The following is a 20,121-nucleotide window of genomic DNA, read 5'->3' as shown; positions in this document are numbered from 1 at the left end:
GGTCAGTCGTGTTGTGTTGTGCTGGGCCGGCTCGCGCGCGGATTTCACCGATTCGCACGAGCGTGTCTCAGGCCATATGATGCTCGAATCGGCAGGACGCGTCATGCGGCAGGAGCGCTGCGCCGCAACATGCCGTCGGACACTACGGAGACTCAGGATGACGAAGATCGCCTACGAAGATTTCGAGCGACAGGTCGTGCAGCATCACCTCATCAAGGGCAACGTGTACGAGAACGGGGCGGCGCTCGTCGAGCGCGCGAATCAGTGGATTGCGGAGAACGCGGTGGATGTATTGAACGTCGAGAGTCTCTCGACGTTCGGCGCCGGCGACGATACCAGCGTGAGCCACTGGTATTCAGGCATTCGCGTCTGGTATCGGGTCGGGTAGCGGCTCAGGTTGCGGCTCAGGAAACCGTTCGCTCAGCCGCGGCCGACGAACGGCATTTTCGTCGCCATCACGGTGTGGAACAGGACATTGGCTTCGAGCGGCAGGTTCGCCATGTAAAGCACCGACTGGCCGACGATCTTCACGTCCATCATCGCCTCCACCGCGATCTCGCCGTTCGCCTGCGGCACGCCTTTCGACATGCGCTCCGAAAGCTCCGTCAGCGCATTGCCGACGTCGATCTGACCCACCGCGATGTCGTACTTGCGGCCATCGAGCGAGGCGCTTTTCGTCAGGCCTTGAACCGCGTGCTTCGTCGCCGTGTAGGCGGCCGAATTCGGGCGCGGGGCGCTGGCGGAGATCGAGCCATTGTTGATGATGCGGCCGCCCATCGGCGTCTGCGCCTTCATCGTGCGAAACGCTTGCTGGAGGCAATAGAACATGCCGTTCAGATTGATGTCGACGACATTCCGCCATTGCTCCGGCGTCCAGTCCTCGAACGGCCCGGGCGGGTTCGTCACGCCGGCGTTATTGAACAGCAGATCCACGCGGCCGAAATGCTCGACCGCGGTCCTGAAGCACTGCGCCACGGATTCCGGATCCGACACGTCCGTCGGCACAGCGAGCGCGCGGCCGGCTGCGCGGGCTTCGTCGATGACCGCTTGCAGCGGCGCCGGGCGACGTCCCGCCAGTACGACCGACCAGCCGTCGCCGAGGAGCGCCAACGCCGCCGCCCGGCCAATGCCGCTACCCGCTCCGGTGACGATGGCGATTCGTTGAGACTGATTGGCTGCGTCGGACATATCGGCGTTCTCCTGTTGTTGGGCGCGCAACAGCTGCGCGCTGAATTCGGGAGAACATTATCGCCGTCTTCGGCCGATTCCTGCCGGGTCAGCGATTACGCGAGGCTTCCGTCGTGACCGGGCCGGCCGTCGTCGTGTTGCGCGCGTCGCGTCCGTCGCAGAAGACCGCGGTCATCAGCATCGGCACGATCTGCTTCACCACGGCCGTGCTGCCGGACTCCCGCACTTTCGCTTCGACCGTTTCCGCAGCCGCCAGGACCACGACGCCATAGGAGGATTCGCTGATCGGCTGGCCGCTGCCGCGCATGAACATGTCGTCGCCTTGCTCGTAGCCCAGCACAGCGTAGACGCGGAAGCCGTAGGCCGTGAGCTGACTGCCTTGCATCGGCTTGAAAGCGTTGACGGAGTTGGATTCGACGCGCATCGGGCGGGCGTCGATGGATTTGTCGGCGACTAGCGGCGCAATGAAGCGGTGCGCGCTGGACTTGCAGTCGAGCTGACTTTCGAGCGGAGTGGCTTCGCACAGGCTGGGCAGCAGTCCCCCGACCACGGCAGCGAATGCGGTGAGCATTGCGAGAGGAGCGGTTTTCATGGCAGCGATAAAACCTATCGGTTTGTAGGCCAACACAGATGCACGGGCATCCGCATCGATGCAATAAGCGAGCCAGTGAATCGGTTCGCACGTTGCGCAGCGCTGCATGCTTCCCGCAAGGGGCATGGCTTCTTGTAGGTGGGTTGAATTCTTTGTCGGGCGCTTCGCTTTATCCTCGTGCTCGTGTAGTGAATCCTACAATCGTTTTTGTAGTCGAGGTACGCACAGAATCTGCTTTTCGACAGCGCCAGTCTGTTCGAGATCCCTCAATTTTTCCGCGGAGCGATGTCGTTTCGATGACCCTGCGCGCGACAGTGGTGCGAAACGGAAATTCAGCGACTTGGTTATATTCTGCGATTCGACCCTCAGAGGACTTCCAATGACCGCGCTCACCGATTTCCCGATCACCCAAAAATGGCCCGCCCAGCATCCGGAGCGCATTCAGCTCTATTCGCTGCCGACGCCGAACGGCGTCAAGGTTTCCATCATGCTCGAGGAAACCGGCCTGCCGTACGAACCCCATCTGGTGCGTTTCGACGCGAACGACCAGATGTCGCCGGAATTCGTCTCGCTGAATCCGAACAACAAGATTCCCGCGATCATCGATCCGAACGGACCAAACGGCGCGCCCCTTCCGCTGTTCGAATCCGGCGCGATCCTGGTTTATCTGGCGGCAAAGAGCGGGCAGTTGATGCCCGAGGACATCGCGCAGCGTTATGAAACGCTGCAATGGCTGATGTTCCAGATGGGCGGTATCGGGCCGATGTTCGGGCAGGTGGGATTCTTCAACAAGTTTGCCGGCAAGGAATACGAGGATAAACGGCCGCGCGCGCGGTATGTCGCGGAGTCGAAGCGGCTGCTCTCCGTCCTCGATCGGCAGCTCGACGGGCGCGTGTGGATCATCGGCGACGAATACACCATCGCCGATATTTCGATCTTTCCGTGGGTGCGCAATCTGGTCGGGTTTTACGAGGCGCGCGAACTCGTCGATTTTCACGAGTTCAAGAACGTCGAGCGCGCGCTCGACGCATTCCTGCAGCGGCCAGCCGTGATTCGCGGCCTTGATATTCCGAAGCGGGGATAAGTGAATTTTGAGGGTGCAGGGCTGTGTCGAAAGCGGCGCTTTCCGATCGGGTGACAGGCTTTGGACAATGGGTTCACAATCGGCAGACGTCAGCCGTGCGATTTTCAAACGTCGCAAGAATAGTGTTGTGCGTCAACGTCTTGCGCGACGGATGCCCAGGATATCCACACGCTTGTGCAAAGTTTCTGTGGATAAGCCTGCTCGCTCGCTGCAAGTCGTTGATCCGTTTCCGAAGCCGAGGTGGACACACCCATGAACGCCCTCTCCCGCTCTACGCTCTCGCCGCTACGCCGTTTGCGCCGATTCGTGCTGCTGTCGGCCATCGGACTCGTTGGTATCGCTGCGCATGCGCAGACGCCCTGTCCGGGTTATGTCGAAACGGATTCCGGCAGCGCCTTCGATCTCGCTTCGATCATCCGGGACGCCGGCTCGCCGCAATCCGCGCTGGGCAGGCTGCGTGATGCGGTCGCCAAGGTCGATGCGGGCGGCGGCTGTTCCAAGTTTCGCGACCAGCACGCGTGCGAAGAGACGTTGACCCTCGCTCACAAGGCGATCGTCGCGCTCGAATCATGCTCGCCACCGGGCGGCGCGAAGGGTTCGGCGCACGGCTGATGAGATCGCGCGCATAAAAAAAGCGTGCCGCCCGGTGAGGCGGCACGCGTTCAGTCTCGGCTTGTCCGGACCGAAGTCCGGACGGTTCGAGCGGTTCGAGCGCTTAGCGATCCAGGAACGGACGCAGCTTGTCAGCGCGGCTCGGATGCATGAGCTTGCGCATCGCCTTGCTCTCGATCTGGCGAATACGCTCGCGCGTGACATCGAACTGCTTGCCCAGCTCTTCGAGCGTGTAGTCCGACGCCGTATCGATACCGAAACGCATACGCAGCACCTTCGCTTCACGCGGCGAGAGTGCGTTTAACGCGTCGTCGATGGCAGCGCGCATGTTCGCATGCACCGCAGCCTCGGCCGGCGACGTCGCGCCCTGATCTTCGATCATGTCGCCGAGCGTTGCATCGGCATCTTCGCCGACCGGCGTTTCGAGCGACACCGGTTGCTTCGCGATCTTGAGAATGCCGCGGATCTTTTCTTCCGGCATTTCCATGCGCTCGGCCAGCACCGACGGATGCGCTTCCTGACCGGTCTGCTGCAGGATCTCGCGCGAAATGCGGTTCAACTTGTTGATCGTTTCGATCATGTGAACCGGCACGCGGATCGTGCGCGCCTGATCGGCCAGCGAACGCGTCACAGCCTGACGCACCCACCACGTTGCGTAGGTCGAGAACTTCCAGCCACGACGATATTCGAACTTGTCCACCGCCTTCATCAGACCGATGTTGCCTTCCTGGATCAGATCCAGGAACTGCATGCCGCGATTGACGTACTTCTTGGCAATCGAGATCACGAGACGCAGGTTGGCTTCAATCATTTCGCGCTTGGCCTGACGCATCTTCAGCTCGGCAGCCGTCATCTGACGGTTGATCTGCTTCAGTTGCTTGAGCGGCATTTGCACGACGCCTTCGATGTCGATGAGCTTCTGCTGTTCAGCCTGAATGGCCGGCAAGCTGCGCTCGAGCGATGCGCCATAGTGCTTCGACGACGCCGCCGTACGCGCGGTCCATTCGAGGTCTGTCTCGTGGCCCGGGAACGACTCGACGAACTTCTCGCGCGGCATGCCGCAACGATCAACCGCGATAGCGAGCACACGACGTTCGATCTCACGCACTTGTGCGACTTGCTGATGCACGTCGGCACACAGGCGGTCGATGGTCTTGGCCGTGAAGCGGATGGAACCGAGCTCGCGCTGGATTTCGGCGCGCGCCTTTTCCACCCCCTTCGACGCGACCACGCCCGAACCCTTCGGATGACTTGCCTGTTCGGCGAGCTCGCTGACGCGTGCGAAGATGGCGAGGCAGTCGGCCTTCAGCTGCTTCAGGCGCGCTTCGTTCGATGCGCCGGCATCGTCGCCGTCGAGATCATCTTCGTCATCCGAATCTTCGTCGGATTCATCGGTATCCGTATCGATATCGGTTGAATCGGCGGTGTCGGTTGCGGACATGTCCGCGTCTTCCGTGTCTTCTTCCTTCAAGCCGTCGACGAGGTCGTCGATCTTCAGCTCACCGGCTTCCACCTGGGCCGCGTCCGCGAGAATGCTTGCGACCGTCGACGGACACGCGGCGATGGCCTGAATCATTTCGTGCAGACCGTCTTCGATGCGCTTCGCGATGGCGATTTCGCCCGCGCGCGTGAGCAGCTCGGTGGCGCCCATTTCGCGCATGTACATGCGGACGGGGTCGGTGGTGCGGCCGAATTCGGAATCGACGGTGGAAAGCGCGTTTTCCGCTTCCTCGTCCGATTGCTCGTCGGTGACGACGCTCGGCGCGGTGTCGTTCAGCAGCAGCGTTTCGGCGTCCGGCGCCTGTTCGTAGACCGCGACGCCCATGTCATTGAACGTGCTGACAATGGTTTCCATCGCTGCGGTTTCAGCGAAGTTGTCCGGCAGGTGGTCGCTGATTTCAGCGTGCGTGAGATAACCGCGTTCCTTGCCCAACTGGATGAGCGCGCGCATCTGGCGCTGACGCTCTTCATTCTGCTCTGCGGTCATTGCGACATCGGGCTGCGTCGTGCCGGCCTGGCCCTTGCCTTTGTTCGCCCGCCGTCCCGGCGACTTGCGCGCCGGTGCGACGATGTCCAGCTCCGAATCTTCCCGATCAAAACTTGCCATACTTTCTCCTCGACAGGTTTGCTCGGCGACGACAGATCCCCGGGAGCGAGCGTAACGGCTCGCGATGATTTCGATGACAGCTTCGACCACGGACGGCTTGCTGAAAATCGCATCGAGCAAAACACGCAGACCGCATTCACGTGCGGCCGCGCTTTTCAAACGCCCTCTCAGGCGCAACCTTAGAGTGTATCAGGTTCTGCTGCGTCGCAGCAGGTATTCTGAAAACTTTTGTTGGCGGCGCTTGGCTGATCTCTTGGCACGACTTTGTAGGCAAGTGGCTGAAGATCACCGGGAGTCAACCCCATGGGCGTTCAAAATGGGGTTGGATCGGGTTGCACTGCGACACCGGATAACTTTCGCAAAAGTTCGCCCAACGGCTTGCGAGCAGCTTCGGACAAAGTGGGCGATGCACCGGGTGCCTCGATTGTCCTCGTAGGCTTAGTTGGGGCGATTCCGGCTTGCTTCAAGCGGAGGAATTGTCTGAGTTCGCGCATACGTTGTTGTGATTCACACGAAGCTGCCTTTGGCGCTGGAGTGGTCAATGTCCGCACCTGGGCGCCGAGTGAACGAATCGCGTCAATCGCGACGATCTGCCCTGCTTCCATCGCAGCCACGAAATCCTGAGCCCAGTTCCCGGCGTGAACACGCGGGCGTGCCTCGTCACGATGATGGATCGTGACGGAGGTGGCGTCGGTCGACACATGGTACGTACGCAATCCATCGCGGCTGGCGAAGGCCTGACCGGCGAGATCGACCACCGTGCGCTCGACGTGCGTTACGCGCTCCTGCTGCTGTCGGTCGGCTTCCAAAGAGATGCGTTGAGCGCGCAGCCTATAAGCAAAATCAACCGGAGCGCGCAGCAGGGTGCGCAGGTAACTGATCGGGTGCGTCGCTCGACTCAGGTGCTGCCAACTGGCTTCGACGACATCGGAGAGCAGCTTCCCGGCGCGCTTCGCCTCGCTCATGAGTTTGAAAATCAGGAATTCACGAAATCCCAGCGGCAGCAGGCGTTGAAGGTCCGCGGGCAGGCGTCCTGGTTGTCTCTTTTGATGAGTAGGGTTTAGATCCTTATATATAGCGCCGTCTGCCAGCGTGGCACACGGCGGCGCCAAAGAAAGCTCGGGTCCAGTGCCGGCGGACTGCGTCCGAGCTTCCGTCGACGTCGATTCGGAGTTGACATCAGGCGCCACCAGGCCTAGCAGAGTCGCTGCCTTGGACGTCAGGTGCAGATAAGCCCGGCCGAACAGCCCGGCGGAACCGTAGCGCATCTGTGGCGGCCGAGTGATGAAGCCAGCGGATTCGAGATCGTCGAGGCTGCGATAGAACGTCCGCATGGATTGCATCGCCCGTCCAGTCAGCAGTTCGCGACGGGCAAAGATCGCCGCATAGGGCTTGCTTGCGTCGACGGTGCGAGCAAGGGCAGCAAACAGCGCACGCGCACGAGCCGGGAGCGCAGACGTATGCGTGGCCCGATGTGCTGCACGAAAAATCACCCAGGGAAGATTGGAGCGATCGCAAGCGTACTCGTCGAGAGCCTGCTGATCTTGCTCCACGGAGGGCAGTTCAGAATTCTGCGGGCGAACAACCATCTCGCCTGCAACGGAATGTTGCGCGATACGCATATCAAGTACGTCCATTTCGAAAAATGGAAGACAAACGCTTGACTGCTTATCGCGTTCCGCTAAACTTCGAGATGCGTACTCGTGACCCGATTGGCGTCGGGAAGCGGACCGGGCGACTTGCAGTAAAGCCCAATATTCAAAAGCCTTCGGTTGGCGCCGAAGGCTTTTGTCTTTCTAGCGTGTGCTATTTACATAGCGACCTCTTGTTTCTGAAGTTTCAAGCTATTGATTTCTAAAGAGTTTCTACTAGAGTCAACTGCCTTGAATCTTTGTGAATCATCTAAGTGATTGATTTAAAAAGAAAACCTACTAGAGCTCAATCCTGTTCTGAGTCACGCAGCGTCTGGTTGATGAATTCCGCAATTCGCTGGCCCCACTGCTCCGCCTCCGTCGCGTCTTTTTCGAAGAAACGGACGCCCACAACCCCATTGCGCGTGGACACCTCACATACCTTTCTTCTTCCTGTGCGAACTACAGTCGCGCTCGGTGCCGCAACACGTGGCTTTTCAGCCGCGAACGAAACGGCTTTGTCTTGCGTGAACGCCTCATCGTCGACCAGGCGACGTACTGCTTCGATGACCTTTTCCGCCTTACCCGCTTCTGTCAGTGCTGCCAGCTTCTGAGCAGCATTGCTTCCAAGTCGTTCAGGCCGCTCGGCGAGGGCAACCTTGGCTGCATCCGGAAGGGCGTCGAAAGAAAAGATCCGCGTGACGTGGCTCTTGCTCAGTCCTGCGCTCTCGGAAATCTCGGTGCGCGTAAGCCCGCTCAACTCCTGCAGCCGCTTGAAGTTCCAATACTTCTCGAAGTCGGTAAGTGACGGCGACAACAAATTCGAGAAGAACGCAGCGAACTCGATCTCACCTTCTTCGATCGACGCCACGTTCGCCCGGATCGTCGCGCGGCCCAGTTCTCGGTAAGCGGCAACCCGATTGTGGCCCGCAACAATCTCGTAGCGAGCATCAGGCAAGGCCCGCACTAAAATAGGCGTCGCGAGCGCATGCTGTGCCAGGTTGCTTTTCAGTTCCTGAAATTGCTCGGTCGTCAGCTTGCGCCGTCTTCCGTCGATCTCCACAAGCGAGTCGAGCGGCACTTCCAGCGCCGCTCGTTCCTCGAGTTGAGTCTCGAGTTCCTTGATGCGTGCCTGTGCGGAATTGATGCGATTCTGCGCATCCATCAATCTGCCCGGCGACGTGCGCGCCTCCGCGCTGGCCGGCCGCTGCTGCTGCGAAGTCTCCGCCGGCTTGCTGCCGATATTCGCGGTCTTCGCGAGGAGTCTGTCCCCGATACCCATTTAAACCTCCGTCTGATTCCAGGCGCGAACGAATTGCGCGTCGAGGTGTTCCGCGAGTCTGTCGAGCGGTTCCTTGAACCGGTTGTAGGCAGCCGTGCTGCCGTCCGGTTTCGAAAGGTCATATACCGTGGACAATTGAGCCGATGCACCCTTCGGAACGGTCGACTCGGGGATCTCGAACGGCAATACGCGGTCGCCATACGCTTTTTGCAGCCAGCCACGCACGACGCGCGAAACGTCGTCCGACTTTGCCTTGGTCAGGATCACATTGACGAAGTCGAAACGCTTTTGCTCGAGCACGCCCGGCAGCTTCTTCGCGATGTCCGCGAAGAGGTGCCAGAACTGGGTCGAGCTGGCGAAGTCGAGGGCTTCGGGCGGGCAGGGCAGCAGGATTGCATCCGATGCCAGCAGCGCGTTGATCGTGAGATAACTGAGCGCAGGCGGCGTGTCGATGATGACCGCGTCGTACTCCTCGGTCAGCGGCATCAGACCCTTGCGCACGATTTCCCAAAATTCGAACGTGCTGTCGTTCAGCACCTTTGCCGGGATCTCGAACTCGGCGTCGAACAATGACGAGGAAGCCGGGATCAGATCCAGGTTGTGCCAATACGTCTCCTGCACCGCGTAGTGCAGCGTCTGCTGATCGCCATAGATGAGCGGCAGCAGCGTCTGGTCATCGGAAATTTCGGCGTCGGGTGCCCAGCCGCACAACTGCGTGGTGGTCCCCTGCGGATCGCAGTCGATCACCAGCACCTTGCGTCCGAGCAGCGTCAGCGCCTGCGCTGCCGATACCGCGGTCGTGGTCTTGGCAACGCCGCCCTTGAAATTCGCCACCGTCACGATGCGCCCGCGCTTCCCTTCGGGCCGCCGGACGCGCTCCCGCGTCGATCGGATCCAGGTGAGGGCTTCCTCGAGCGTGAACTCCTTGCTTCGTCCAGCGCCCTTCGACGTACCCGCAGGCAAGTCGCCCTTGGTCGTCAGGTACTGGAAGCGTTGCTTGTCGATACCGCACAGCGACGCAACCTGCGAGCTGGTGAATGTCGGCGCGCTCTTGCGCGGATACGGCTCCAACATTGCATCGCGGATCTGATTGAGGATGTCAGTGGCTTGGGCGGCCACTCCCAAGAGTGTTTCGATCGAAACGGATTGATCGACTTCGGGAAGCCGAGCGCTTAGCATGGAATTCGCAGTCACTGGCGGGCCTGGGTAAGCAAATAATTCTTCGGTTTGTGGAAAACAAGCTGCAAACCGAAGAATAAACGTCGAACCGGTAAACCTCAAGTAAACTCTGAGGTACTTGACGACCCGCAGCGGACATTTTTACAACGTCCGTCGCCGGAGTAAACACAAAATCGCGCCAGAGCCCCCGTTTACCGCCGGTCGGACACGCTGCGGATCAGCGTTTCGAGGCCCAGGAGGCGGCGTGGATCGTCGTTTCCCAGATAGAGCGCCGTGGTGGAGCGGCTTGCGTGGCCGAGTCCGATGCCGACTTCATGCAGATGGGCGCCGTGCCTGAGCGCATGCGTCGAGTGAGTGTGGCGAAGCCAGTGCGTGCTCGCGCGCTGCAACGCGCGGCCGCTGCCGGAGGCGCGAGAATCGGCCTGAGCGGCCGCGCGGGAGAAAATCCCCTTGAAAAGTTTACCGACGCCGTCCGGCGTGATAGGCAAACCGCTGCGCGCCTGGGCGAGTAAGGGCGTGTCCGCCGCGCACGCCAGCGGTTCGGGCAGACCGCGGAGCGCCAGATTCTCCCGCAGCGTCTCGACGACAACCGCCGGCAGCAACACGCTCCGACGTGTCCCGCGCCCCGACTCGACGGTCAGCCGCCACACCGGATCATCCACGCCGTCCAGATTCCCGACGCTCAGCGCGCCAGTACATGCATCGGCCAGTTCGGCCCGTCGCAGGCCGGTCGAATAGGCCAGCAGCAGGGCGAGCCGGTCGCGATGTTCCGCAAAGCTATATTCCGCCCGCGTGACGGATTCGAGCAGCCCGCGCCACTGTGCCTGGCCGAGCGTGCGTTCCGAGGCATCAAAGGCAGCCGGCTTCGCCACCCGCGCCACGCCGGCAAAGGGATTGGCGGCCAGATAACGCTCGCCGACCAGCCATTCGCACATCGCGGTGAGAATGGAGCGCGCGGTTTCCCGGCTCCGCGCCGAAAGCGGGCCGGCGAACGGGCGCCAGTCCGAGAGCACGCGCTCGCCGCGACGCGCGGAAATCCAGCGCCCCGCGGGCTGCGGGTCCGAAAGAAAACGGTCGATATAGTCCGCGCACGCTGCCGCATCGAGGGATGAAAGCGCCTTGTCCTGCTCCAGCACGGCCCAGAGCAGGAGCCGCTCGGCCTCGCGCCGGTACGCGCGGCGCGTGTGTTCACTGGCGGATCGGGCGTCGAGCCAGGCGAAGATCGCACGAATATCCGTATCGAAGCGCGCACCGGATGCGGCCCGGTTTGTCCCGCTGGATCCGTCGAGCGCCGCCGGCACCCGCAGCGCCTCGAGTGGCGCGACGGCAAGCGGAGCGTGCTCCAACTGGCTAGCAGGCACAGGCTGCCACTGCCGGCGCGGCAGCAGCGCACGCGGAGAAACCGAGTATTGAAGCGCCTGCTCGTGAAGCCGCAGCCAGTCGACGACCCTCTGCGCGCCTTTCGGCCCGAGCCGCGGCACCGACGCATACCACCGATGCCCCCGCTGCTCGACGCGCTCGATGACATCCCCGACGGTCATCAACCCGGCCGCCGCCAGCCGCGCGCTGACGGCCGGTTCGAACCAGCCGTCGACGGGATGATCCGGACGCGGCTCCTGAACCAGACTCGCTTCCATGCGCGCGAGCGCTTCCGCCTGACGCCGCCGCAGCCGGGCGTTGCGGGCCGCGCGACGATCGAGCGCAGGCGAACCGCCCGCCGGATAGGCTTCCTCGAACAACGCGAGCAATTCGGATTCGCCGTACACACCATCCGGATCGATCCGTTCGCGGAACTCGTCGAGCGATGGCGCCGCCGACTCGGGCGTCGTATCGAACAGCGGAATGCTGCCCGGCCGCAGCCGCAGAAGGTGAGCCGCCTCGGTGTCCCGCGCCCGGCGCGCCAGGACGGAAAGCGTATCGCGCAGAACGTCGATGAGTCGGCGCGTCACGCGCACATCGGTTCCCGCGTCGCCATAGGATGCATGGAGCTGGGTCTCGGCGACGCCATCGAGATAACCGCGATACAGCGCGAAATGCTGACGGGTCAGCCGACTAGGCCCCGCTTGAGCACCGTGAATAGAGGAGGAGGGCGGGTCGCTAGCCATTTATCCTTTCTTTTCAGTCATTTGCGGCGAGGTTATCAACCAGCTTCGAATTTGACAAGGAAAATCACTACATCTGATAAGTGTGATTATCAGGCTTTGAATGCCGGCGATCGTCAAAGCCCCTCGCTTGCCAGCGCCCCAAGCCTCGGCGCATATTTCGAGCAGGTCCAACCCGCCATGCCCGGAGGAAGCGAGCCGATGCTTGATCCCGTCCGCCACACGCCGAAGCCATCGGAGCAGGATGTCGAAGCGCAGCCCAGCCTGCCCGAAGTGTACGCATCCGTGCACGTACCGGCGGGCGGCCGATGGATCCGCCGCTTCCTCGCCTTCGCCGGTCCCGGCTACATGATTTCGGTCGGCTATATGGATCCGGGCAACTGGGCCACGGATCTCGCCGGCGGTTCGCGCTTCGGCTACACGCTGCTCAGCGTCATCCTGCTGTCGAACCTGATGGCGATCCTGCTGCAGGCGCTCGCCGTCCGCCTGGGCGTCGCGACCGGACGCGATCTCGCGCAGGCGTGCCGCGAACACTATCCGAAGCCCGTGAACATCGCGTTGTGGATCGCGTGCGAGGCCGCGATCATCGCCTGCGATCTGGCCGAGGTGATCGGCACGGCGATCGCGCTGCAATTGCTGTTCGGCATTCCGCTGATCGCGGGCGCGCTGCTCACCGCGCTCGACGCCTTCCTGCTGCTCCTGCTGATCAACCGCGGCTTCCGGCTGCTCGAAGCGTTCGTGATCGCGTTGCTGGTCGTGATTGCCGGGTGCTTCGCGTTGCAGATCGCCGCCGCCGCGCCGCCGTTCAGCGAGGTGCTGCGCGGTTTCGTGCCGACGCCGCGCATCGTCGCCGACCGGGAGATGCTGTACGTGGCGATCGGCATCCTCGGCGCGACGGTGATGCCGCACAACCTCTACCTGCATTCGTCGATCGTGCAGACACGCGCCTACGGCAAATCCGTGAAAGCGCGGCGCGAGGCGATCCGCTGGGCGACCCTCGACAGCACGATCGCCCTGACGCTCGCCCTGTTCATCAACGCGGCGATCCTGATCGTGGCGGCGGCCGTGTTTCACGCGAACGGTCACGAGGACGTCGCGGAAATCGGCGACGCGTTCCGCTTGCTGTCGCCGCTGCTCGGCGTCGGCATTGCATCGACGCTTTTCGCCGTCGCGCTGCTCGCCTCCGGCCTGAATTCGACCGTGACCGCGACACTCGCCGGACAGATCGTGATGGAAGGCTTCCTGCGCCTGCGCATTCCGAACTGGGCGCGACGCCTGATTACGCGCGCGCTCGCCATCGTGCCGGTGATCGTGGTGACCGCCATTTATGGAGAGAAGGGCACGGGCCAATTGCTGGTGCTGAGCCAGGTGATCCTGTCGATGCAACTGCCGTTCGCGGTCATTCCGCTCGTGCGTTTCGTCTCCGACCGCCGCAAAATGGGCGTCTTCGTCATTTCGCGCTGGACCGGGGCGCTGGCGTGGCTCGTCGCGGGCGTGATCGTCGTGCTGAATGTGAAGCTGCTCGCCGACACGATCCTGCGCTAAACCTATTCCATATAGAGGGAAACGCAGATCATGAGCGGCACGTTCATCGACATCACGCTTCGCGACGGTACATCCTTGCCCGCCTACTTCACGCATCCCGCGACGGGATCGGGGCCGGGTATCGTTCTGCTGCACGATGCTTCCGGCGTCGACGACTTCATCCGCCATACCGCCGATCTCTACGCCGAGGAAGGCTACGTTGTGCTCGCGCCGCGTCTTCCGGCGCACGAACCGCTGCCGGGCGGCGTGGCGGCGGAGAACGTGGCGGCGTTCGTCGAGAAACTGCGTGCGTTACCGCAGCACGCGGGCAAGGTCGCGGTCATCGGCTTCGGGCGCGGCGGCCGGCTCGCGACGCGCATTGCCGCACAAGCCGACGTGGATTGCGCCGCGTGCTACTACCCGGACGATCTCGCGGCCTGCCTGACCGAGATCCCGACGATCCGCTGCCCCATCGTTTTTCACTTCGCCGAGCGGGCCGCATATGACCTGCGCGAGAGCGAGGCCGCGCTGGTGGGCAAGCCGTCGATCGAACGCTATGTGTATCCGGGCTGCGCGCCGGGTTTCGTCGATACCGGCAATCCGGCCTACGACAAGCCCGCTGCCCTGATGGCCTATTCGCGCACGCTCTCGATGCTGCGCAAGGTGCTCGGTCCGGTCTTCGATCTGAACCAGCTGTGGGAACAACATTGTTACTTCGAGTTCGCCACGCGCGATGTCGAGTCCGTCATGACGACGATGGTCGCCGAACCCTACGTCAATCATGTTCCGACGATGACGGGCGGCGTCGGACACGACGAGCTCAAGCGCTTCTACACGCATCACTTCGTGCACTCGAATCCGGCCGACACGAAACTGATTCCGGTGTCGCGCACGATTGGCTCGGATCGTGTCGTCGATGAGTTCGTGTTCTGCGCGACGCATGATCGCGAGATCGACTGGCTGCTGCCGGGCCTCGCGCCCACCGAAAAGTATTTCGAAGTCCCGATGCTCGCCGTGATCCGCTTTCGCGGCGACAAGCTCTATAACGAACACATCTACTGGGATCAGGCGTCGGTGCTGGTGCAGATCGGCGTGCTCGATCCGGAAGGCTTGCCGGTGGCAGGGCGGCAGACGGCGCGCAAGCTCATCGACGAAACCTTGACGAGCAACGCGCTCATGCCCAACTGGGCAACAAGCGAAGGCAAGCCCGTCTGAACGTTCGACCCCAAAGTCTTCAGCAGGCGTTGCACATGCGCGTGACGTGACCTACTCTGAGTGGAACGTTGCGGTCCTCGCACCAAACACCATGTCTCATGGTTCAAAGTGAAACAATGGCGCGCTCCGCACGACCGGAGGACGTATGCCGCGTGCGTCGCCATCAGTGCGCTCGACATCGATCGAGCGTGCGCTCTGTCTTGCTTTCGGTGCGTCGTGCGTGCTGAGGGCCGCGTCGGCATACGGCGCCTGTGACAACACCGCGCCGCTCGCCGGCCAAACCACGACGTGCGACACGCGCGCCCCGAATCCGTCGACGCAGCCCATCGCCACGGCGCCCGCCAGCGCCAATGTGACGATCAACGTGCTGCCCGGCGCGGCGCTCAATGTCACTTCAGGCAGCGCCATCACCGTGCGCAACACGAGCACGCTCGACAACGCCGGCACGATCCAGGGTGCGACCGGCGTCTCCATCACGGGCGGCGCGGCCGTGATCGACAACAGCGGGACGATTCGCGGAACGAGCGGCGCAGGCATCGTCGCGAACGGGCGGATCAACGTGTCGATCGTCAATACCGGCACGATTGCGGGCGGCGCGGGCGTCGCCGTGAGCACCGACACCGGCAACGATACCTTCGTCATGAACGGCGGCGTCGTGTCGGGACAGATTCGCCAGGGCAACGGCTTCGACACCTTCACGATGACGGCAGGCCAAGTCGACTCGCTCGATCAGGGCGACACGCGCGACGATTTCACGATGACCGGCGGACGGATTGTCGGCGTCTTCGTGAACGGCGACATCGCGCGGATGACGGGCGGGCGCATCGGCACCGTGGATCTGAATGTCGGCAACAATGTCTTCGACATGTCGGGCGGACAAGTCGACGGCAACGTCACCGCCGCGCAGAACAACGACACCTTCACGTTGTCGGGCGGCACGATCGGCGGCCGGGTCGATCTCGGCAGCGGCACGAATGCGCTGACCATCACGGGCGGGAGTATCGGGATGGGCGTCACGACGACCTTCGGCCCGGATACGCTGACATGGAGCGGCGGAACGATCACGGGCCCCGTGTCGCTCGGCGACGGCGCGGATGCCGCGATCATTCGCAACCTGAACGACACGACGCTCGGCGCGCTCACGCGTTTCGACGGCGGTCCGGGAACCGATGCACTCACATTCGACAACGTGCAGGCTAGCGGTCTTGCGCGCTTCACCGGCTGGGAGAGCATCGACGCGCGCAACGGCACGCAACTGACCTTCGATGCGAACGGCCTCACGCTCGGCGACGCCGTGACCGGCACGGGCACACTCGATCTCGACGCGACGAGCACGCTGTTCGCGGGCGGCATCGGCGCCACGGCGCTGCAACCGGCGGTCGCCGGGCAACGCGTTACGTTGAACAACGCGGGCGTGATCGACCTGACCAACGGCGGCGCGAGCACCGGCGACACGTTCACGGTGAACGGCAACTACATCGGCGCGAATGGCCGCTTGCTGGTGCAGAGCGTGCTCGGCGCGGACGGCGCGCCCAGCGATCGACTCGTGATCGCGCAGGGTGCGGGAAGCGGCACGACGTCGATCGGCGTGACGAATGTCGGCGGGAAGGGCGGCTCGACGGTCAACGACGGCATTCTCGTCGTGCAGGCGACCGGCGGCGGAACGACGTCGGCGGGTGCGTTCTCTCTGGCGCGTCCGCTGGAGGCGGGGGCGTTCACTTACTATCTGTTCAAGGGTGGAGCGAGCGCGGGAACGTCGGAAAACTGGTATCTGCGATCGAGTGTTGCGGCAGTGCCGTCGATTCCTGCTGCGCCCGTGACGCCCACCACACCGACAACACCCACCACACCGGAAAACCCCGGCAATCCAACGCCACCCGCCACCCTCATTCCCGCGCCTCAAGCGGCGCCCGGCACGCCTGCGCTTCCACCGGCGCCGCCGCCCGGCGCGGCGCCGACGCCGCTGTATCGGATGGAGGTGCCGGTCTATGCGGAGGTCCCGCCGCTTGCCCGCGAACTTGCCATCCAGCAGGTGGGCACGTTCCACGAGCGCCAGGGCGATCAGGCCTTGCTGACGGAGAACGGCGCGCTGCCCGCGGCGTGGGCGCGCGTGTGGGGCGGCCATGCGACGCTGCACAACAGCGGCGCCGCCGATCCCGAATTCAGCGGCGGCATCGGCGGCGTGCAGATCGGCCATGACCTTTACGCCGATACGACCACCGGCGGCCATCGCAATCACTACGGCTTTTTCCTGGGCTTCGCGCGCGCGAGCGGCGACATCAGCGGGCTCGCGCTCGGCTTTCCCAACGCCGATGCCGGGCACCTGTCGATGAACGCCTACAGCGCGGGCCTTTACTGGACGCACATTGGTCCGGGCGGCTGGTACACGGATACCGTTCTGCTCGGCAGCGCGCTCACCGTCGATCCGCAGTCGAACCGCGGCGTCGGCGCGACGACGCACGGCAACGCATTTGCTGCCTCGTTCGAAGCGGGCTTGCCGATTCCGCTGCCCGCCGGACTGGGTATCGAGCCGCAGGCGCAACTCATCTGGCAGCACGTCAATCTGAACGACATCGACGATGGCATCTCCACCGTCTCCTTCAGCGAAGCCAGCGGCCTGACCGGCCGTCTCGGCGTGCGCTTCTATGGCCGCTTCGACGCCGCCGGCACCGCGTTCGAGCCTTATCTGCGCGCCAACCTCTGGCGCTATTTCGGCGCGACCGACACCGCGACCTTCGCCGGCACGACCGTCATTCCCACCGAAGTCTCGGCGACCATCGCGCAGTTCGGCGCGGGCGTCACGGCCAAGGTCAGCGCGCGCGGCAGCCTGTTCGCAAACCTCGCTTATTCGATGAACGTGGGCGGCGGGCATCGCAGCGCCATCGAGGGCGGAGCGGGGATGCGCTGGAAGTGGTGAGCCGTTGCATACTACGGACACACATAAAAAATCCAGGAGACAGGCATGACCGACGTGGCTGGCGCGGATCGCGTGCCCCGCTGTCCTTATCACGACAAAGCGCACGACACAGCGCACGACAAAGCGCACGATGACGCCCTTACGCCGAACGGCTGTCCGGTGAGCCCGCAAGCCGCCGAGTTCGATCCCTTCGGCGACGGCTACAACCAGGATCCGCCGGAATACGTGCGCTGGGCCCGCGAGCAGGAGCCGGTGTTCTGGAGTCCGCGGCTCGGTTACTGGATCGTCACGCGCTACGACGACATCAAGGCCATCTTCCGTGACAACCGGACCTTCAGTCCGTCGATTGCGCTGGAAAAGATCACGCCGACCGGCCCCGAAGCCAACGCCGTGCTCGCCTCGTATGGCTTCGCGCTCAACCGCACGCTGGTGAACGAGGACGAGCCCGCGCACATGCCGCGCCGTCGCGCGCTGATGGATCCGTTCACGCCCGAAGCGCTCGCGCATCACGAACCGATGGTGCGCACGCTCGCCCGCGAGTACGTGGACCGTTTCATCGACGATGGCCGCGCCGATCTCGTCGACCAGATGCTCTGGGAAGTGCCGCTCACGGTAGCGCTGCATTTCCTCGGCGTGCCCGAGGAAGACATGGACACGCTGCGCCGATATTCGATTGCGCACACCGTCAACACGTGGGGACGGCCCAGGCCCGAAGAGCAGGTCGAAGTGGCGCATGCGGTCGGCAAGTTCTGGCAGTTCGCCGGCAAGCTGCTGGACAAGATGCGCGAGGATCCGTCCGGTCCCGGCTGGATGCAATACGGCATCCGCAAGCAGAAGGAACTGCCGGACGTCGTCACCGACTCGTATCTTCATTCGATGATGATGGCCGGCATCGTCGCCGCGCACGAGACCACGGCCAATGCCGCCGCGAACGCGCTCAAGCTGCTGCTGCAACATCCGGATGCCTGGCGCGACATCTGCGAGGATTCCACGCTGATCCCGAATGCCGTCGAAGAGTGCTTGCGCCACAACGGTTCGGTCGCGGCATGGCGGCGTCTCGCGACGAAGGACGTGACGATCGGCGGCGTCGCGATTGCGGCGGGATCGAAGCTGTTGATCGTGACGTCTTCGGCGAACCACGACCAGCATCAATTCGCCGACGCCGATCTCTTCGACATCCGTCGCGAAAATGCCAGCGATCAACTGACGTTCGGCTACGGCGCACATCAATGCATGGGCAAGAATCTCGCGCGCATGGAGATGCAGATTTTCCTCGACGAACTCACGCGCCGCTTGCCGCACATGCGCCTGAGCGAGCAGCGCTTTACCTATGTGCCGAACACGTCGTTTCGCGGGCCGGAGCATCTGCACGTCGAATGGGAGCCGGCGCTCAACCCCGAGCGCACGAATGCTGCCGTGCGCGAGTCGCGTGTGGCGGTGCGCATCGGCGAGCCGTCGTCGCATGCGGTGAGCCGTACGGTGATCGTCCAGTCGGCCGATGCCTGCGCCGACGGCATCGTGCGCGTGCGGCTGGCGTCGGCGGACGGACGCGCTTTGCCGCGCTGGACGGCGGGCTCGCATATCGACGTGCTCTGCGGCGACACCGGCCTGTCGCGCCAGTACTCACTGTGCGGCGATCCCGCCGATCAGCGCACGTTCGAGATCGCGGCGCTGCGTGAAAGCGCGAGTCGCGGCGGCTCGGCGTGGGTCCATGAGAACGTCAGGCCCGGCGCGCAGTGGCGCATCCGCGGCCCGCGCAATCACTTCCGTCTCGACGAAACGGCGCGGCGGCTCGTGTTGATTGCGGGCGGTATCGGCGTGACGCCGATCAGCGCGATGGCGCAGCGCGCGCACACGCTCGGGCTCGACTACGAGATCCACTACAGCGGCCGTTCGCGTGCTTCCATGGCGCTGCTCGACGAGATGCAGGCGCTGCACGGCGGACGATTGCGCGTGTATGTGTCGGACGAGGGCACGCGCGTCGATCCGGCGACGCTCGTGGTCGGCGAAGGCACTCAGGTCTATGCATGCGGTCCCACGCGCCTGCTCGATGCGCTGGGAGAGGCGAGCCAATCATGGCCCGAGGATGCGCTGAGGATCGAGCACTTCACGTCGAAGCTCGGCACGCTCGATCCCTCGAAGGAACGCGCGTTCCAGGTGGAATTGAAGGATTCCGGGCTGGTGCTCGACGTGCCCGCCGACCAAACGCTGCTCACAACGCTGCGGCGCGCGAATATCGACGTGCAGAGTGACTGCGAGGAAGGCCTGTGCGGATCGTGCGAAGTGCGAGTGCTGGAAGGCGAGATCGACCATCGCGACGTGGTGCTGACCAAGGGCGAGCGCCAGTCGAATCAGCGAATGATGGCGTGCTGTTCGCGCGCCCGATGCGGGAAGCTGGTATTGGCGCTTTGAACGATTTCTGACGCCGGTGGCATTTTGCCGCGCATTACCGGCGTCGATTTAAATCATCATCCCTTCATCACGGCGTCATCTTCCCGGAATATCAGAAAGATTATTTCTCAAATATTGAATGGTTATACCCGGTGGTTACTTTTAATATATTGAGACAGCGTTTTTGCCATCTGTGATCACAAACTGCATGGCAGGATATTCGTGAGCATGCCATGTTGATTGAACAAATCAATGTTTTCGGGCGGGATGCAGGTTTTCCCGATATCCCTTTCATCA

At 63.0% G+C, this 20,121-nt stretch carries 14 protein-coding genes; 7 read left to right on the top strand and 7 right to left on the bottom strand.

Features of this window, described 5'->3' with window-relative positions; translation table 11 throughout:
• Positions 1–157 precede the first annotated feature (157 nt).
• On the top strand, positions 158–388 hold the full coding sequence (locus tag QCE83_RS25880) for a hypothetical protein (RefSeq protein ID WP_309818124.1): 231 nt from the start codon (positions 158–160) through the stop codon (positions 386–388).
• 32 nt (positions 389–420) lie between these two features.
• Here the strand turns inward: QCE83_RS25880 and QCE83_RS25875 are convergent, their stop codons facing one another.
• Positions 421–1,188, bottom strand: coding sequence for an SDR family oxidoreductase (locus QCE83_RS25875; protein ID WP_309818122.1), 768 nt, complete (start codon positions 1,186–1,188; stop codon positions 421–423).
• An 88-nt stretch (positions 1,189–1,276) separates the two neighbouring features.
• On the bottom strand, positions 1,277–1,780 hold the full coding sequence (locus tag QCE83_RS25870) for a hypothetical protein (protein ID WP_309818121.1): 504 nt from the start codon (positions 1,778–1,780) through the stop codon (positions 1,277–1,279).
• 379 nt (positions 1,781–2,159) lie between these two features.
• Between QCE83_RS25870 and QCE83_RS25865 the strand changes: the two genes are divergently transcribed.
• Together QCE83_RS25865 and QCE83_RS25860 are read left to right on the top strand one after the other, a co-directional pair.
• On the top strand, positions 2,160–2,864 hold the full coding sequence (locus QCE83_RS25865; RefSeq protein ID WP_309818119.1) for a glutathione S-transferase N-terminal domain-containing protein: 705 nt from the start codon (positions 2,160–2,162) through the stop codon (positions 2,862–2,864).
• Positions 2,865–3,116: 252 nt separating this feature from the next.
• Positions 3,117–3,476, top strand: coding sequence for a hypothetical protein (locus tag QCE83_RS25860; protein ID WP_309818116.1), 360 nt, complete (start codon positions 3,117–3,119; stop codon positions 3,474–3,476).
• A gap of 103 nt (positions 3,477–3,579) precedes the next feature.
• On the opposite strand, the gene rpoD is transcribed toward QCE83_RS25860, so the two are convergent.
• The 5 genes from rpoD to QCE83_RS25835 all read right to left on the bottom strand — a co-directional run bounded on the left by rpoD (position 3,580) and on the right by QCE83_RS25835 (position 11,780).
• Positions 3,580–5,583, bottom strand: coding sequence for an RNA polymerase sigma factor RpoD (rpoD, locus tag QCE83_RS25855; RefSeq protein WP_309818114.1), 2,004 nt, complete (start codon positions 5,581–5,583; stop codon positions 3,580–3,582).
• A gap of 311 nt (positions 5,584–5,894) precedes the next feature.
• Positions 5,895–7,220, bottom strand: coding sequence for a replication protein O (locus QCE83_RS25850; RefSeq protein WP_309818112.1), 1,326 nt, complete (start codon positions 7,218–7,220; stop codon positions 5,895–5,897).
• A 301-nt stretch (positions 7,221–7,521) separates the two neighbouring features.
• Positions 7,522–8,496, bottom strand: a complete 975-nt coding sequence (locus tag QCE83_RS25845) for a ParB/RepB/Spo0J family partition protein (RefSeq protein ID WP_309818110.1) — start codon at positions 8,494–8,496, stop codon at positions 7,522–7,524.
• Complete coding sequence (locus tag QCE83_RS25840) at positions 8,497–9,675, bottom strand: AAA family ATPase (RefSeq protein WP_309818757.1); 1,179 nt, start codon at positions 9,673–9,675, stop codon at positions 8,497–8,499. It lies immediately after the preceding gene.
• A 191-nt stretch (positions 9,676–9,866) separates the two neighbouring features.
• On the bottom strand, positions 9,867–11,780 hold the full coding sequence (locus tag QCE83_RS25835) for a phage integrase family protein (protein WP_309818108.1): 1,914 nt from the start codon (positions 11,778–11,780) through the stop codon (positions 9,867–9,869).
• Positions 11,781–11,978: 198 nt separating this feature from the next.
• Here QCE83_RS25835 and QCE83_RS25830 point away from each other — a divergent pair, with 198 nt between their 5' ends.
• The 4 genes from QCE83_RS25830 (at position 11,979) to QCE83_RS25815 (ending at position 19,845) form a co-directional block, all read left to right on the top strand.
• Positions 11,979–13,322: an Nramp family divalent metal transporter gene (locus QCE83_RS25830; protein ID WP_309818106.1), complete on the top strand. Its 1,344-nt coding sequence runs from the start codon at positions 11,979–11,981 to the stop codon at positions 13,320–13,322.
• Between the two features lie 30 nt (positions 13,323–13,352).
• Positions 13,353–14,516 (top strand): dienelactone hydrolase family protein, encoded by a 1,164-nt coding sequence (locus tag QCE83_RS25825; protein ID WP_309818105.1) that lies wholly within the window; start codon positions 13,353–13,355, stop codon positions 14,514–14,516.
• A 145-nt stretch (positions 14,517–14,661) separates the two neighbouring features.
• Positions 14,662–17,433 (top strand): autotransporter outer membrane beta-barrel domain-containing protein, encoded by a 2,772-nt coding sequence (locus QCE83_RS25820; RefSeq protein ID WP_309818104.1) that lies wholly within the window; start codon positions 14,662–14,664, stop codon positions 17,431–17,433.
• A gap of 45 nt (positions 17,434–17,478) precedes the next feature.
• Positions 17,479–19,845, top strand: coding sequence for a cytochrome P450/oxidoreductase (locus QCE83_RS25815; protein WP_309818102.1), 2,367 nt, complete (start codon positions 17,479–17,481; stop codon positions 19,843–19,845).
• The last annotated feature ends 276 nt before the right edge of the window (positions 19,846–20,121 follow it).

Origin of the sequence: Caballeronia sp. LZ034LL (genome assembly GCF_031451215.1) — a bacterium.
GTDB lineage: Bacteria > Pseudomonadota > Gammaproteobacteria > Burkholderiales > Burkholderiaceae > Caballeronia.
The sequence above is the reverse complement of the archived record's forward strand: the minus strand, read 5'-3'. Positions and strand labels throughout refer to the sequence as shown.

Excerpts from the sequence above, each read along its gene's own strand:
- QCE83_RS25825 (WP_309818105.1), top strand. The coding sequence starts at position 13,353 with ATGAGCGGCACGTTCATCGACATCACGCTTCGCGACGGTACATCCTTG.
- QCE83_RS25860 (WP_309818116.1), top strand. The coding sequence starts at position 3,117 with ATGAACGCCCTCTCCCGCTCTACGCTCTCGCCGCTACGCCGTTTGCGC.
- QCE83_RS25865 (WP_309818119.1), top strand. The coding sequence starts at position 2,160 with ATGACCGCGCTCACCGATTTCCCGATCACCCAAAAATGGCCCGCCCAG.
- QCE83_RS25820 (WP_309818104.1), top strand. The coding sequence starts at position 14,662 with ATGCCGCGTGCGTCGCCATCAGTGCGCTCGACATCGATCGAGCGTGCG.
- QCE83_RS25850 (WP_309818112.1), bottom strand. The coding sequence starts at position 7,220 with ATGGACGTACTTGATATGCGTATCGCGCAACATTCCGTTGCAGGCGAG.
- QCE83_RS25880 (WP_309818124.1), top strand. The coding sequence starts at position 158 with ATGACGAAGATCGCCTACGAAGATTTCGAGCGACAGGTCGTGCAGCAT.
- QCE83_RS25830 (WP_309818106.1), top strand. The coding sequence starts at position 11,979 with ATGCTTGATCCCGTCCGCCACACGCCGAAGCCATCGGAGCAGGATGTC.
- QCE83_RS25835 (WP_309818108.1), bottom strand. The coding sequence starts at position 11,780 with ATGGCTAGCGACCCGCCCTCCTCCTCTATTCACGGTGCTCAAGCGGGG.
- QCE83_RS25815 (WP_309818102.1), top strand. The coding sequence starts at position 17,479 with ATGACCGACGTGGCTGGCGCGGATCGCGTGCCCCGCTGTCCTTATCAC.
- QCE83_RS25845 (WP_309818110.1), bottom strand. The coding sequence starts at position 8,496 with ATGGGTATCGGGGACAGACTCCTCGCGAAGACCGCGAATATCGGCAGC.
- QCE83_RS25840 (WP_309818757.1), bottom strand. The coding sequence starts at position 9,675 with ATGCTAAGCGCTCGGCTTCCCGAAGTCGATCAATCCGTTTCGATCGAA.
- QCE83_RS25870 (WP_309818121.1), bottom strand. The coding sequence starts at position 1,780 with ATGAAAACCGCTCCTCTCGCAATGCTCACCGCATTCGCTGCCGTGGTC.
- QCE83_RS25875 (WP_309818122.1), bottom strand. The coding sequence starts at position 1,188 with ATGTCCGACGCAGCCAATCAGTCTCAACGAATCGCCATCGTCACCGGA.
- rpoD (WP_309818114.1), bottom strand. The coding sequence starts at position 5,583 with ATGGCAAGTTTTGATCGGGAAGATTCGGAGCTGGACATCGTCGCACCG.